This window comes from Cupriavidus sp. SHE, from assembly GCF_000812445.1.
In the GTDB taxonomy this organism is placed as follows: domain Bacteria; phylum Pseudomonadota; class Gammaproteobacteria; order Burkholderiales; family Burkholderiaceae; genus Cupriavidus; species Cupriavidus metallidurans.
This window is the reverse complement of the sequence record NZ_JWMB01000018.1, coordinates 235,547-248,548: the sequence shown is the minus strand read 5'-3', so window position 1 is coordinate 248,548 and position 13,002 is coordinate 235,547. Positions and strand designations below refer to the sequence as shown.

The 13,002-nt window shown below is 66.4% G+C and carries 14 protein-coding genes; all 14 read right to left on the bottom strand.

Features of this window, described 5'->3' with window-relative positions; genetic code table 11:
* Window positions 1–48: 48 nt before the first annotated feature.
* Window positions 49–1,116, bottom strand: a complete 1,068-nt coding sequence (gene ruvB / locus RN01_RS09505) for a Holliday junction branch migration DNA helicase RuvB (protein WP_017514766.1) — start codon at window positions 1,114–1,116, stop codon at window positions 49–51.
* Window positions 1,117–1,184: 68 nt separating this feature from the next.
* On the bottom strand, window positions 1,185–1,766 hold the full coding sequence (gene ruvA, locus RN01_RS09500; protein WP_008646023.1) for a Holliday junction branch migration protein RuvA: 582 nt from the start codon (window positions 1,764–1,766) through the stop codon (window positions 1,185–1,187).
* 54 nt (window positions 1,767–1,820) lie between these two features.
* The gene (locus RN01_RS09495; protein ID WP_017514767.1) at window positions 1,821–2,999 is read right to left on the bottom strand and encodes a glycerophosphodiester phosphodiesterase; all 1,179 of its coding nucleotides are present in this window, start codon (window positions 2,997–2,999) and stop codon (window positions 1,821–1,823) included.
* Between the two features lie 114 nt (window positions 3,000–3,113).
* Window positions 3,114–3,659 (bottom strand): crossover junction endodeoxyribonuclease RuvC, encoded by a 546-nt coding sequence (gene ruvC / locus RN01_RS09490; protein ID WP_017514768.1) that lies wholly within the window; start codon window positions 3,657–3,659, stop codon window positions 3,114–3,116.
* 125 nt (window positions 3,660–3,784) lie between these two features.
* Window positions 3,785–5,359 (bottom strand): bifunctional phosphoribosylaminoimidazolecarboxamide formyltransferase/IMP cyclohydrolase, encoded by a 1,575-nt coding sequence (gene purH, locus RN01_RS09485; protein ID WP_024569477.1) that lies wholly within the window; start codon window positions 5,357–5,359, stop codon window positions 3,785–3,787.
* A gap of 22 nt (window positions 5,360–5,381) precedes the next feature.
* Complete coding sequence (locus tag RN01_RS09480) at window positions 5,382–5,615, bottom strand: Fis family transcriptional regulator (RefSeq protein ID WP_008646031.1); 234 nt, start codon at window positions 5,613–5,615, stop codon at window positions 5,382–5,384.
* Window positions 5,612–6,676, bottom strand: a complete 1,065-nt coding sequence (dusB, locus tag RN01_RS09475; protein WP_017513201.1) for a tRNA dihydrouridine synthase DusB — start codon at window positions 6,674–6,676, stop codon at window positions 5,612–5,614. Before dusB ends, RN01_RS09480 begins: the two co-directional genes overlap by 4 nt.
* 203 nt (window positions 6,677–6,879) lie before the next feature.
* Window positions 6,880–8,124, bottom strand: coding sequence for a UbiH/UbiF/VisC/COQ6 family ubiquinone biosynthesis hydroxylase (locus tag RN01_RS09470; RefSeq protein WP_017513202.1), 1,245 nt, complete (start codon window positions 8,122–8,124; stop codon window positions 6,880–6,882).
* Complete coding sequence (locus tag RN01_RS09465; protein ID WP_011515304.1) at window positions 8,102–8,566, bottom strand: hypothetical protein; 465 nt, start codon at window positions 8,564–8,566, stop codon at window positions 8,102–8,104. Before RN01_RS09465 ends, RN01_RS09470 begins: the two co-directional genes overlap by 23 nt.
* Window positions 8,563–9,960 carry an aminopeptidase P N-terminal domain-containing protein gene (locus RN01_RS09460; protein ID WP_017513203.1) on the bottom strand — a complete coding sequence of 466 codons (1,398 nt, stop codon included), beginning with the start codon at window positions 9,958–9,960 and terminating at the stop codon, window positions 8,563–8,565. The genes RN01_RS09465 and RN01_RS09460 overlap by 4 nt, the downstream gene beginning before the upstream one ends.
* 128 nt (window positions 9,961–10,088) lie before the next feature.
* Window positions 10,089–10,796, bottom strand: a complete 708-nt coding sequence (gene murU / locus RN01_RS09455) for an N-acetylmuramate alpha-1-phosphate uridylyltransferase MurU (RefSeq protein ID WP_024569476.1) — start codon at window positions 10,794–10,796, stop codon at window positions 10,089–10,091.
* On the bottom strand, window positions 10,793–11,116 hold the full coding sequence (locus RN01_RS09450; protein ID WP_017513205.1) for an AzlD domain-containing protein: 324 nt from the start codon (window positions 11,114–11,116) through the stop codon (window positions 10,793–10,795). The genes murU and RN01_RS09450 overlap by 4 nt, the downstream gene beginning before the upstream one ends.
* Entirely contained in the window at window positions 11,113–11,910 is a 798-nt protein-coding gene (locus RN01_RS09445; RefSeq protein WP_017513206.1) for an AzlC family ABC transporter permease, read from the bottom strand. Before RN01_RS09445 ends, RN01_RS09450 begins: the two co-directional genes overlap by 4 nt.
* Window positions 11,911–11,921: 11 nt before the next feature.
* Window positions 11,922–12,968, bottom strand: a complete 1,047-nt coding sequence (locus RN01_RS09440; protein WP_024569475.1) for an aminoglycoside phosphotransferase family protein — start codon at window positions 12,966–12,968, stop codon at window positions 11,922–11,924.
* Between the last annotated feature and the right edge of the window lie 34 nt (window positions 12,969–13,002).

Here is a 13,002-nt window from a genome sequence, read left to right as displayed (position 1 = left end):
AGGCGCAAAAAAAAGGCCGTGGAACGGCCTTGGGCGGAATGCGGAAAATCAGAGCCCTTCGGCGGGCTCGGCACCACCATCGCGGGGCGATGCCAGCCCGAAATGGCGGTAGGCGGCGGCTGTCGCCATACGTCCGCGCGGCGTTCGCTGCAGGTAGCCCTGCTGGATCATGTAGGGCTCCAGCACGTCCTCGATCGTATCGCGGGCTTCGCCGATCGCGGCGGCCAGATTGTCCACGCCGACCGGGCCACCGTCGAATTTATGCAACACGGCTTCCAGCAACTTGCGGTCCATCAGGTCGAAGCCAACGCTATCCACGTCGAGCATCTCCAGTGCGGCATCGGCCAGCTGCCTAGTGATCGTTCCGTCGCTTTTTACTTCGGCAAAGTCGCGCACGCGGCGTAGCAGCCGGTTGGCGATCCGGGGCGTGCCACGCGCGCGGCGGGCAATTTCCAATGCGCCGGCCGGGTCGATGGCGGCATTCAGCAATTGTGCCGAGCGCGCGACGATGCGTGCGAGCTCGTCAGGGGTATAGAACTCGAGCCGCGCCACGATGCCGAAACGGTCGCGCAGCGGATTGGTCAGCATCCCCGCGCGCGTGGTGGCGCCCACCAGCGTGAAGGGTTGCAGGTCGAGCTTGACCGAGCGGGCCGCCGGGCCTTCGCCGATCATGATGTCGATCTGGTAGTCCTCCAGCGCCGGGTACAGGATTTCCTCGACCACCGGCGACAACCGGTGAATTTCGTCGATGAAGAGGACGTCGTGGGCTTCGAGATTGGTCAGCAGGGCGGCCAGATCGCCCGGGCGCTCGAGCACCGGCCCCGATGTCTGGCGCAGATTGACGCCCATCTCGCGCGCGATGATGTGGGCCAGCGTGGTCTTGCCCAGGCCGGGCGGCCCGAACAGCAGCACGTGGTCCAGTGCTTCGCGGCGCTTGCGGGCCGCGTGCATGAAGATGTCGAGCTGGCCGCGCACCTTCTCCTGGCCGACGTATTCGTCGAGCAGCTTGGGCCGTAGCGCCCGCTCGAACGCTTCTTCCTGCGTGGAAGCGGGCGTGGCCGAGATCACGCGGTCGGGCAGGCGGTCGGCGCCGGTCAGCTTGTCGGTTTCAATCATGGCAGTCAGAAGCAATTTGCCGCCATTCTACGCTGCGCCCCCCGCCCCGAGCCGTTCGCGGTGCGTCCTCAGCCTTTCGACAGTGCCTTCAGCGCGAGCTTGATACCGTCGGACACGCCGGTGCCGGCCGGCACCTGCTTGATGGCCTGCGCGGCCTCCTTCTCCGAGTAGCCGAGCGCGAGCAGCGCGTTGAGGATGTCGATGGCGCTATCGGCCACCGGGGTGGCGCCGGGAGCATGGCCCAGATCCGCGCCAAGCTTGCCCTTGAGTTCCAGTAGCAGCCGCTCTGCTGTCTTTTTGCCGATGCCCGGGATCTTGGTCAGCCGGCCCGCTTCCTGCATCGTCACGGCTTGCGCCAGTTCAGGCACCGACAGCCCAGACAGCACGGCCAGCGCCATGCGCGCGCCGACGCCGGTGATCTTGATCAGCTCCCGGAATGTATTGCGTTCGGTGGCCGTGGCAAAGCCGAAAAGCAGGTGCGCGTCCTCCCGCACGATCTGCTGGGTCAGCAGCGTTACGGGATGGCCGATCGCCGGCAGGTTGTAGAACGTGCTCATCGGCACATCGATCTCGTAGCCGACGCCATGGCAGTCGACCAGCAGATGCGGGGGATTCTTTTCGAGCAGGGTGCCGGCGATACGTCCGATCATGGTGGGTGTGATGAAGAAGCGAAATTGGCCGCAAGTGTAGCGCGGCCAGCGTGCTTAATGGCCGCCATTGGCGGGTGGATCCACGGCGCGGCGGCCCAGCGCCGGGTCGTCGGTGAAGACGCCGTCGACACCCGCGGCTGCGAAGGTCTGGATCTCGCTGATCATGCCGGCCGGGTTGCGCGTGGCATCGTCACCGGGCGCACGCAGCGATTTCGGCAGGAACGCGTTCTCGGGCCGGAATGTGTAAGGGTGCACTACCAGGCCCGCCGCGTGGGCGTTGGCGAGCAGCGCGGTCGGCGAGGCGAGATTGCCGTTGGCGTCGCGCGGGATCACGCTGTTCTTCTCAGGGCCGATGCCGTTGGCGTAGGTGGCCACTTCGCGCAGGCCGATCGGCTTCAACATGTCGGCGTACGTGCGCGTATCACCTGCCAGACGCCAGTCCGCGGGACGGCTGCGCGGATTGCCGATAAGCTGGACGATCATCACGTTGGGCATCGAATTACCCAGCAATCGCTTGACGGTGCGCAACGGCGTGGCTTCGAACGACTGCACATACACCGGCACGGTCTTCGCATAGGCGCTGCCCTGCAGCGCGGTCACGAGTCGTTCCTCCAGCGGCAGGCCGATACCGCGGAAGTAAGTGGGATGCTTGAGTTCGGGATAGATCCCAACCGGGCGTCCACGCTTCATGGCGGCCAGCTCGGCAAGCTTCAGGATTTCGTCGAATGTCGGGATCTCGAACTGGTCATTGAGCTTCGCATTGGCGGGACGCAGCTTCGGAATCCGCTCACGGGCGCGCAGCGTCTTCAGTTCGGCCAGCGTGAAGTCCTCGGTGAACCAGCCGGTCAGCCGCTCGCCGTCGATGACCTTCACACGCTTGCGGTCCGCGAACTCCGGCACCTCGGCCACATTGGTGGTACCGGTGATGTCGTTCTCGTGCCGCGCCACCAGCACGCCATCCTTCGTTGCCACGAGATCGGGCTCGATGATATCGGCGCCGTCGTCGATCGCCTTTTGATAGGACGCCAGCGTGTGTTCCGGCCGCAGCGCGCTGGCGCCGCGATGGCCGATGATCAGCACGGGCTTCGGCGCAGCGCTGGTGGGAGTGGATGCCGTGGATGGCGCCTCCCGCGCAGCAGTGGACGTGGGCGCACGAGGCGGCGCCGCGCAGCCGGCAATGAGGCCAGCGGTCAGCGCGGCAAGCGTGAATCGGGTGATGAACGGATGATGCATCGGTGCAGTCCTGACGATGTCACGAACGACGATTGTAAGCGCCGGCCGTAGCGGTCATCCGTAGGCGCTGCTCTGAAAATGGCAATCGATCGGCATCGATCCGCCGGCGACGAATCAGCCGACCAGCCGGCCGCGCCGCACGCGCATTCCCTTGCGCGCCAGCTCAGGCGCCAGCCCGGCCAGCGTGCCGAGGGTGTCGCCGCCATTGGCATGGCAGATCGCCACGCCAAGCGCATCGGCTGCATCGGAACTCGGACGGCCGGACAGCGACAGCAGCCGCATCACCATTTCCTGAACCTGCTCTTTGTTGGCCCGGCCGTATCCGACCACGGCTACCTTGAGCTGCAGCGCGGTGTACTCGAATACCGGCAGCCCTTGCACGACCAGCCCGCAGATCGCCGCGCCGCGTGCCTGGCCGAGCAACAGGGTCGATTGCGGATTGACGTTGACGAAGACCTTTTCAATTGCTGCGCAGTCTGGCGCGTAGGTCCGCGCGACTTCGGAGATGCCGTCGTAGAGCGTCTTCAGGCGTTCGGGCAAGCTGGTCTCGCCATTGCTGCGGATCGTGCCCGACGCGACATAGGCGAGCTTGTTGCCGTGCTTTTCGAGCACGCCAAAGCCAGTGGTTCGCAAACCGGGATCGATGCCGAGAATACGCATGAAGCAAGGGCAGGGGGAGATGGGCGTAGTGTAGAGGATTACGCCGCAGGGGAGGGGTTGCGCGCCTCTCCCGTAGCGCGGGAGAGGCGCCGGGGCGAGGGCAGCGGTGTGCCCTCGCTACCGCTTTAGTGGCGGAAGTGGCGCGTGCCGGTCAGCACCATGGCGATGCCGCGCTCGTCTGCGGCGGCGATCACTTCATCGTCGCGCATCGAGCCGCCCGGCTGGATCACGCAAGTCGCGCCAGCGTCGACCACTACGTCCAGACCATCGCGGAACGGGAAGAACGCGTCCGATGCCACGGCCGAACCTGCCAGCGTGAGGCCGGCGTTCTGGGCCTTGATGCTGGCGATGCGCGCCGAGTCCACGCGGCTCATCTGGCCCGCGCCCACGCCCAGCGTCATGCCGTTGCCGCAGAACACGATGGCGTTCGACTTGACGAACTTGGCCACGCGCCAGGCGAACATCAGATCGTCCATTTCCTTCGGCGTCGGATGACGGCGCGTCACCACGCGCAGTTCGGACTGCTGCACGTTGCGCGCATCCGGGCCCTGCACCAGCAGGCCGCCGCCCACGCGCTTCAGGTCGTACTGATTCACGCCCTTGCCCAGCGGGATCTCCAGCAGACGCACGTTCTGCTTGGCGGCGAACACGTTGCGCGCGGCCGCGCTGAACGACGGGGCGATCAGCACTTCCACGAACTGCTTGGCCACGGCTTGCGCAGCGGCTTCGTCCAGTTCGACGTTGAAGGCGATGATGCCGCCGAAGGCCGAGGTCGAGTCGGTCTTGAAGGCCTTGTCGTAGGCTTCCAGCGCGTTCGCGCCAACCGCCACGCCGCACGGATTGGCGTGCTTGATGATCACGCATGCGGCGCTGTTGGCGGCGTCGAACGACTTGACGCACTCCCACGCGGCGTCGGCATCGGCGATGTTGTTGTAGGACAGTTCCTTGCCCTGCAACTGCACGTAGTTGGCCAGCGCGCCGTCAAAGGCCTTGAGGTCGCGGTAGAACGCGGCCGATTGGTGCGGGTTTTCGCCGTAGCGCATTTCCTGGACCTTCTCGAAGGCCAGGTTCAGCGTCTGCGGGTAAGCGCTGCGGGCCTGGTGCGACTTGTCGGCGCCGAGGCTGGTCAGGTAGTTCGTGATCGCGCCGTCGTATTGGGCGGTGTGGGCGAACACCTTGGTAGCCAGGCGGAAGTTCGTGTCGTAGCCGACGCTGTTGCCATTGGCGCGCATCTCGCCGAGTACCACCGCGTAATCGGCCGGATCGACGATCACGGTCACGTCGCGGTGATTCTTGGCTGCCGAGCGCAGCATGGTCGGGCCGCCGATGTCGATGTTCTCGATGGCGTCCGGCAGCGTGCAGTCATCCTTGGCCACGGTCTGCTGGAACGGGTACAGGTTCACCACCAGCAGGTCGATCGTCGGAATGTTGTGCTCGGCCAGGGCTGCCATGTGCTCCGGCAGGTCGCGACGGGCCAGGATGCCGCCGTGAACCTTCGGGTGCAGCGTCTTCACGCGGCCGTCGAGCATCTCGGGGAAGCCCGTGTAATCGGCCACCTCCGTGACAGGCAGGCCGGCCTCGGCCAGCAATTTGGCGGTACCGCCGGTGGAAAGCAGCGTGACGCCAAGCGCATTGAGTTCGCGCGCGAAGTCGACGATGCCGGTTTTGTCTGAAACGGAGAGAAGAGCTTGCTTGATCATGGCTGTGGGGAACGCGTCAAATTCAAAGTAAACCGTGTTGCTGCAGCTTCTTGCGAAGGGTGTTGCGGTTGATGCCGAGATACGCGGCTGCCAGTGACTGGTTGCGCTCGGCGCGCGTCATCACGGCTTCCAGCAGGGGCCGCTCGACGGCCTCCAGCACCATGTTGTACATGTTGGACGGCACTTCGCCGTCCAGATCACGAAAGTAAGTATCCAGGCTGTCCCGGATGCATTGGTCGATGGCGTTGCGGCTCATGCGGCAAGCAATTCCCGTTTCTTGTTGTTGTCGAGCGCGTCGTCGTCCGGCGCGGCATTCTCGTCGACATAGACCAGGCGGTCGGAGATTGCAGCCTGTTCGTCGAAGAATGCGTTGACGGCCGCGAGTTGCGCGTCGGTGGATTCCAGTGTGTTCATGCGATGCCGGAACAGGTTCGCGCCCTTGAGGCCGCGCGTGTACCAGGCAATATGCTTGCGGGCGGTGCGCACTCCGGTGAACTCGCCGTAGAACGCGTAGTGGTCCGCCAGGTGATGGTTCATGATCGCGCGGATCTCGGCCACTTCTGGCGAGGGCAGCAGTTCGCCCGTCTTCAGGTAGTGCTCGATCTCGCGGAACAGCCAGGGGCGGCCCTGCGCGGCCCGGCCGATCATGATCGCGTCAGCGCCGGTTACGGCCAGCACATGTCGGGCCTTCTGCGGCGTGGTGATGTCGCCGTTGGCTACCACGGGGATGCGGATCGACGACTTGACGGCGGCGATCGTTTCGTACTCGGCTTCGCCATGATAGAGATCGGCGCGCGTGCGGCCGTGGATCGTCAGCATGCTGATGCCGGCGTCTTCCACCATGCGCGCCACGCGCAGCGCATTCTTGTGCTCGCGGTCCCAGCCGGTGCGGATCTTCAGCGTGACGGGCACGCGGTCGCCCACGGCGGCAACCACGGCCTCGACGATGCGCACGACCAGCGGCTCGTTCTGCAGCAGCGCCGAACCGGCGGCCACGTTGCAGACCTTCTTGGCCGGGCAGCCCATGTTGATATCGATGATCTGGGCGCCGCGGTCCACGTTGTAGCGGGCCGCCTCGGCCATCATCGACGGCTCCGCGCCTGCGATCTGCACCGAGATTGGCTCCACCTCGCCGGCGTGGTTGGCGCGGCGCATGGTCTTTTCGCTTTTCCAGAGCTGGGCGTTCGACGCAACCATCTCGGACACCGCGTAGCCCGCGCCAAGCTGCTTGCAGAGCTGGCGGAAGGGTCGGTCGGTCACCCCGGCCATGGGGGCGACGAACAGGTTGTTGCGAAGTTGGTGCGGACCGATCTGCACGATGGAACGGTGTTGGGTGCGTTCAGGCGAAGCTGGCGATATGCAAAAACATGCCCCTGCCAAGCCTTGGGGCCGGCGCAAGTCGGGTCATGTGCGAGGGCGGGATTTTACCGCCAATCCGGTACGGTTGCTCAAGAAATGAGCAAATATCATGAAGACGGCCCCGTAAGGGGGCCGTCGGGGAACTGCCTGGCAAATATCGACTAGCCGCGTGCGCCGTACATCATTTGCCGCGCCAGCGCGTGCTTGAGCGGCGCCACGCAGGCCAGTGCCGCGAGCGACGCGCCACGTGCGTGGGCCGCCATCGGGCCGCCCACGGCGAACACACGCGGCAGCAGGTCGGTGATGCCGATTGTCATCGCGCGGTCGACCCGGTGCCGGCTCGCGAACGCCTCCAGCGCCTGTGGTGTGCAGCCGGCGCGCAGCGAATCGGCCAGCGCGAACGCGTCGCGAAGGCCCAGGTTCAGCCCCTGACCGGCCACCGGATGTAGCGTCTGCGCGGCATTGCCGACCGCGGCAACGCGCCCGTCGACCGTGACCGGCGCGGCATTGAGCCCAAGCGGGAATGCATGGCGCTTGCCAACAAGCGTGAACCGGCCCATTCGCGTACCGAACGCCTGGCCCAGCTCATATGCGAACTCGTCCTCGGTGAGCGCGAGCCGGCGCATGGCCTGCTCGGGCGGGCAGCACCAGACCAGCGCGTAGCCCTGCACGCCATGTTCCTCATGTGGCAGCAGCGCCAGCGGCCCTTCCTCGGTAAAGCGTTCCCACGCCCAGCCGGGCTGCGGTTGCGTGCACGTCACATGGCCGATGATCGCGGTCTGTTGATAGTCGCGCCGCCGCACGGCCTCGGTGCCATGCGACAGGCGCTGGATTTGCTGGTGGAACAGGCCGCCTTCGGCCTGCACAGCGATGCGGGCCGCAAACGCTACCGGCAATCCCTCGTGCTCTGTGTGCGAGGTGCCGGTCAGCCGGACCAGGGCGGCGTCGCTGCGGTCGTCTTGGTCGATGTTGTCGATACGCGTCTCGAAGGCGCGTTCAAGCCGGCCCGGGGCGGCGTCGGCGGCGCGGGCGAGCGCGCGTTCGAGGGTCTGGCAAAGGTCGCCATACCTGACCACATAGCCCAGCGCGGGCACGCCGTAGTCATCGCCATGGAGCTTCACATGGCCGAAGCGGCCGCGCTGCGATACATGGATATGCTCGATCGCCTGCGCCGGCACCGGCCATGCGCCGATCTGCTCGAGCAACTGGCGGCTGCCGTGCGACAAGGCAATGGCGCGCGGATCACGTGCGGCGCGCGCCGGCGTGGCCGCGTCGATCAGCGTGATGCGCCACGATGTGGTGCGTAGCAACTGCGCCGCCAGCGCCAGGCCGACCGGCCCGCCGCCGACAATGGCGATGTCGCGCGGCTCAACCGCGAGCGCGTCAGTGCTGGCTGGCAGCGTCATGGCTGGCTTCCTCGTCCTTGCGCGCTTGGGCTTCGGCTTCGGATCGCTTCCACAGATTCGCGTCGGTGCGTGACTTGCCAGAGGTGGCGTCGCGCATCGCGTTGTCGAGTTTCTGCTGATGGAAGCCGGGCAGCTCCTGCAGGCGCCGCACCAGCGCCTCGTGGTTGGCCGCGGTCATCGGCACCACGCAGCCTTGCTGACTTGCGGCGTCGCCGGCCAGGATCAGCCATGCCGTGCCAGCCCACGGCGCGCGGTCGGACACGCGCACCACGACTTTCTCCAGCGCGTCCCAGGCCAGCTCTTCGCGCTGGCCGTCTGGGCGGTGCACCACGACGCGGTCGTCATAAATGTTGATCACGAATGGTTCGTTCGGATCGACTGCTCGTGTCGTGTGGGTCTTCGTGACGCCGGTACCGAACAGTTTGCTCAACAATGCCTTCATCGCGACATGCCTCCGTTGTCGCGCATCAGTGCCTCGATCTCGTCGGCCTTCACAGGCACGCCGCGCGTGATCAGTTCGCAATCTCCCGAAGTCACTACGGCGTCGTCCTCGATGCGGATGCCGATGTGCCAGTAGCGTTCGGGTACGTCTTCGGCCGGGCGCACATAGATGCCCGGCTCGATGGTTACCACCATGCCCGCCTCGAGCGGACGCCATGGCCGCTCGCCCTCGTGGCCTGCCGGCAGCGGGCCGGGCACGCGGTATTCACCCACGTCGTGCACGTCCATGCCGAGCCAGTGGCCCGTGCGGTGCATGTAGAAGCGGCGATAGCTGCCGCTGGCCAGCACGTCGTCGAGCGTGCCTTCCTTGTTGCGGTCGAGCAGGCCGGTGTCCAGCATGCCTTGCGCCAGCACACGCACCGCCGCGTCGTGCGGGACGTTGTATGGCACGCCCGCGCGTGTCTCGGCGATGGCGGCGTCCTGAGCGGCCTGCACGAGGTCATAGAGCTCGCGCTGCGCCGGCGTGAATCGGCCGTTGACCGGGAATGTGCGCGTAATGTCCGACGCGTAGCCGTCGAGTTCGCAACCCGCGTCGATCAGGCACAGGTCGCCGTCGCGCAGTTCGGCCGGACCAGCCCGGTAGTGCAGCACGCAAGCGTTGGGGCCCGTGGCGACGATCGAGTTGTAGGCCACGCTCTGGGCGCCGTGGCGGCGGAATTCGTAGAGCAGTTCGGCTTCGAGGTGATACTCGCGCAAGCCGTGGCGCGACGCGCGCATCGCACGAACGTGTGCCTGGGCCGAGATTTCGGAGGCACGGCGCATCGTGACCAGTTCGCCCGCATCCTTGAACAGGCGCATCTCGTCAAGAAGTGTGCGGACGTCGAGCGCGGCCGACGGGGAGGACACCCCGGCACGGCCCTGCATCCGTACCGCGTCCAGCCAGCCACGCACGCGGGCGTCGAAGTCTGCGGTGGCGGCCAGCGGGTAGGCCAGCGTGGCGCGATTGGCCAGCATCGGCGGCAGCAGCTTGTCGATGTCTTCGACCGAATGCGCCTCGTCGAAGCCGAACATCGCGCGTGCGCCTTCTGGCCCATAACGGAAGCCATCCCAGATCTCGCGTTCTTCGTGCTTGGGCCGGCAGAACAGGATGCTGGCGTTGGTGTCGTCGCCCGGGCCGCCCGCCACCAGCACCAGCACTGCGTCTGGCTCGGTGAATCCGGTCAGGTAATAGAAATAGCTGTCGTGCCGGTACGGATAGTCGCTGTCGCGATTGCGCATGGCTTCTGGCGCGGTTGGCACGATGGCCACGCCGCCGCCGTTGGCGCGCAGATGTTTCAGCACACGGGCGCGGCGATCGCTGCACGCGCCGAGGAGGGCGGAGTCGGGTGCGGACATGGATGAAAGACGGTGAGGGGAATGCCCCGATTCTAAACCCGTCGGCGGGCAAAGCGGGCTGCGCGTGCGCACGATGCGGCGCAAAAGCGGTCGCGTCCGGGGCTTTGGTAACGTTCGGGAACGCGCCGCTATGCCCGCAGCGAGCGATCAAGCGCCGCCAGTTGCGCAGGAGTGCCAACGTTTTCCCAGCGTCCGTCGAAGCGCTCGCCCGTGGCCAGGCCTGCGGCGATGGACTCCCGATAGTAGGGCGACATCGCCACCTTCGCTCCGCGTTCGATTTCGCGGAACAGGCGGGTGTCGTACAGGCCGATATTGCCGAACGTCAGCGCGTGGGCGTCGGCGCTGGGCATCCGCAGCAATCCGGCGGCATCCAGCACGAAATCGCCGCGCGGATGGAAGGGCGGGTTCGGCACCATCACCAGATGCATGTGCGGTCGCGGCGCCATGGCCATGGCGCGGGCGCGTGGCAACAGGGTGCGGTAGTCGAAGTCGCAGAAGATGTCGCCCGATACGGCCAGGAACACGTCGTCGGCGTCGGTCTTGCCGGTCAGCAGGGGCAGCGCGTGGGCGATGCCGCCGGCCGTTTCCAGCGCCGTGCCTTCGGCCGACCAATGGATGCGCGCGCCCAATTGCGAGCCATCGCCCAGTGCCGACTCGAGTTGCTCGCCGAGCCAGGCGTGATTGATGACGATATCGGTGAGGCCAGCGCGCACCAGCGCCTCGACCTGCCACACGATCAGCGGCTTGCCCCCCACGGCCAGCAACGGCTTTGGGCAGGCATCGGTCAACGGTCGCATACGATCGCCGCGGCCGGCGGCGAAGATCATCGCTTTCAAATCAGGGCCTCCAGGGCAATCAGGGCGGCCATGCCTCCGGCGATGGTCCAGCCAACGCTGCGCGTGCGCGCGGCGATGACGATGGCCACCACGCCGGCGAGCAGGCGTGCATTGTGCGGGCTGACGAACACGGCGCCGTCGCGCATCAGCAGGTCCGGCGCGATCAGGGCCGACAGCATGGCCGCCGGCACAAACTGCAACGCCGTGCGAAACCATGCCGGAAGGCGCACGCGGCCCTCGACGGCGATGAATGACAGCCGGATCAGGAACGTGGCCAGTCCCGCGCCGATGAATACCCACAGCAGGGTCATCTGGCTCATGCTACGTGCTCCTTGCCATCGGTGCGGCCCGATGGGTCCGACGAGCGCCGCCCGGTACCGTCCCGGTCGCGCCCGCGCAGCAACATGCCTGCGGCAATGCCGCCCAGCGCCGCCACCATGATGCCGAGCTTGTGCGGCATGGCGAAGCACGCTACGGCCAGTACCGAGGCCACCAGCGCAGCGGCGGTCTGCGAGCGGTGCTTCAGGTTCGGCACGATGATCCCGATGAAGGTCAGTGGCAGGAAGAAATCGAGCGGCCAGTCACGCGGCACCTGCGCGCCAACCAGCACGCCGGCCAGCGTGGAGACCTGCCAGCTCGCCCAGAGCGCAAAGCCCGCGCCAAAGTAGAACCAGTGCCGGTAGCGCGCGCGCGGGCCGGTGTCTCCCAGACGGCGGGTCATGGCGGCGAACGCCTCGTCGGTCAGCAGATAGGCAATCAGCGCCTTCCAGCGGCGTGGCAGCGGCGCCAGGGATGCGGCAATCGTCGCGGAATAGAGCGCGTGTCGCAGATTGACCATTGCCACCGTGAACGCAACCACCAGCGCCGGCGTGCCGGCTGCCCAGAGTTGCGTCAGGATCATCTGCGATGCCCCGCCGAAGACGATCGCGCTCATCGCACAGGCCAGCCAGGCCGGCATTCCGGCGTTGACTGCCAGCACGCCGTAGATCAGGCCGAACGGCATCACGCCGAGCAGCATCGGCGCCAGCGCGCGGGCGCCGGCCCACCACTCGCCACTGCGGGTGATGGTCTCGGCGGCCTCGGGGGTGTCAGGGGTGTCGGACGGGATCTCCACGTCGCACCCGCCTAGAACGTCAAGCCGGTGGGCCGCTCGGTGCCTTCGATCGCATCGAGCAGGCGCACGAGCTTGCGCATCTCGCTATACCGGCCTGCCACGTTGCGGGTGTATCGGAGCACGAGCGGCAGGTTGGCCAGATAGCCGTCCTTGCCGTCACGGTGATACAGGCGCGCGAAGATGCCAAGCACCTTGAGGTGACGTTGCAGGCCCATCCATTCGAAGTCGCGGTAGAACTCGCCGAAATCGGCCGCCACGGGCAGCCCGGTCTTGCGGGCGCGTTCCCAGTAGCGGATCAGCCAGTCGAGCTGTTGTTCTTCTTCCCATTCGATATAGGCGTCGCGCCAGAGCGACACGGCGTCGTAGGTGATCGGGCCGATCACCGCATCCTGGAAGTCCAGGACACCGGGGTTGCTAGCTTCGGGCAGCACCATCAGGTTGCGCGAATGGTAGTCGCGATGCACGTAGACCTGCGGCTGCGCCAGGTTGTTGGCCAGGATGGTCTCGAACACCTCACGCAGGTCGGCCTGCTGACGGTCGTCGAGCGTCACCCCGAGGTGCTTGGCGATGTACCACTGCGGGAACAGGTCCAGTTCGCGCTGCAGCAGCGCGCGGTCGTACGCCGGCAGTTCGCCCGGGCGGGTGGCGGCCTGGATCTTGACCAGCGCGGCGGCCGCATCGGTATAGAGATTGTGCGCCGAGGTGTCGTCCAGGCGCGACAGGTACGTCTGGCTGCCCAGATCGGCCAGCAGCAGGAACCCCTGCTCGAGATCCTGGGCCAGCACCGTCGGCACCGTCACGCCGGCATCGCCGAACAGCTTTGCCACATGGATGAACGGGCGGCAATCCTCATGCGAGGGTGGCGCGTCCATCACGATCGCGGTGGGGTGTGCGGGGTGGCCGGTCCGCACGCGGAAGTAGCGGCGAAAGCTCGCGTCGGCCGACGCGGGGGCGCAGGAATCCGGGTCGATCGACCATGCCGCACCGAGTCTGGCTACCCACGTTTTGAGTTGTTCGATGCGCGGGTCTTGGCCCGGGGCGTGAAGAAGTGCAGACATGCCTGAAAGGGAGAATACGATGCCCCGTATAATA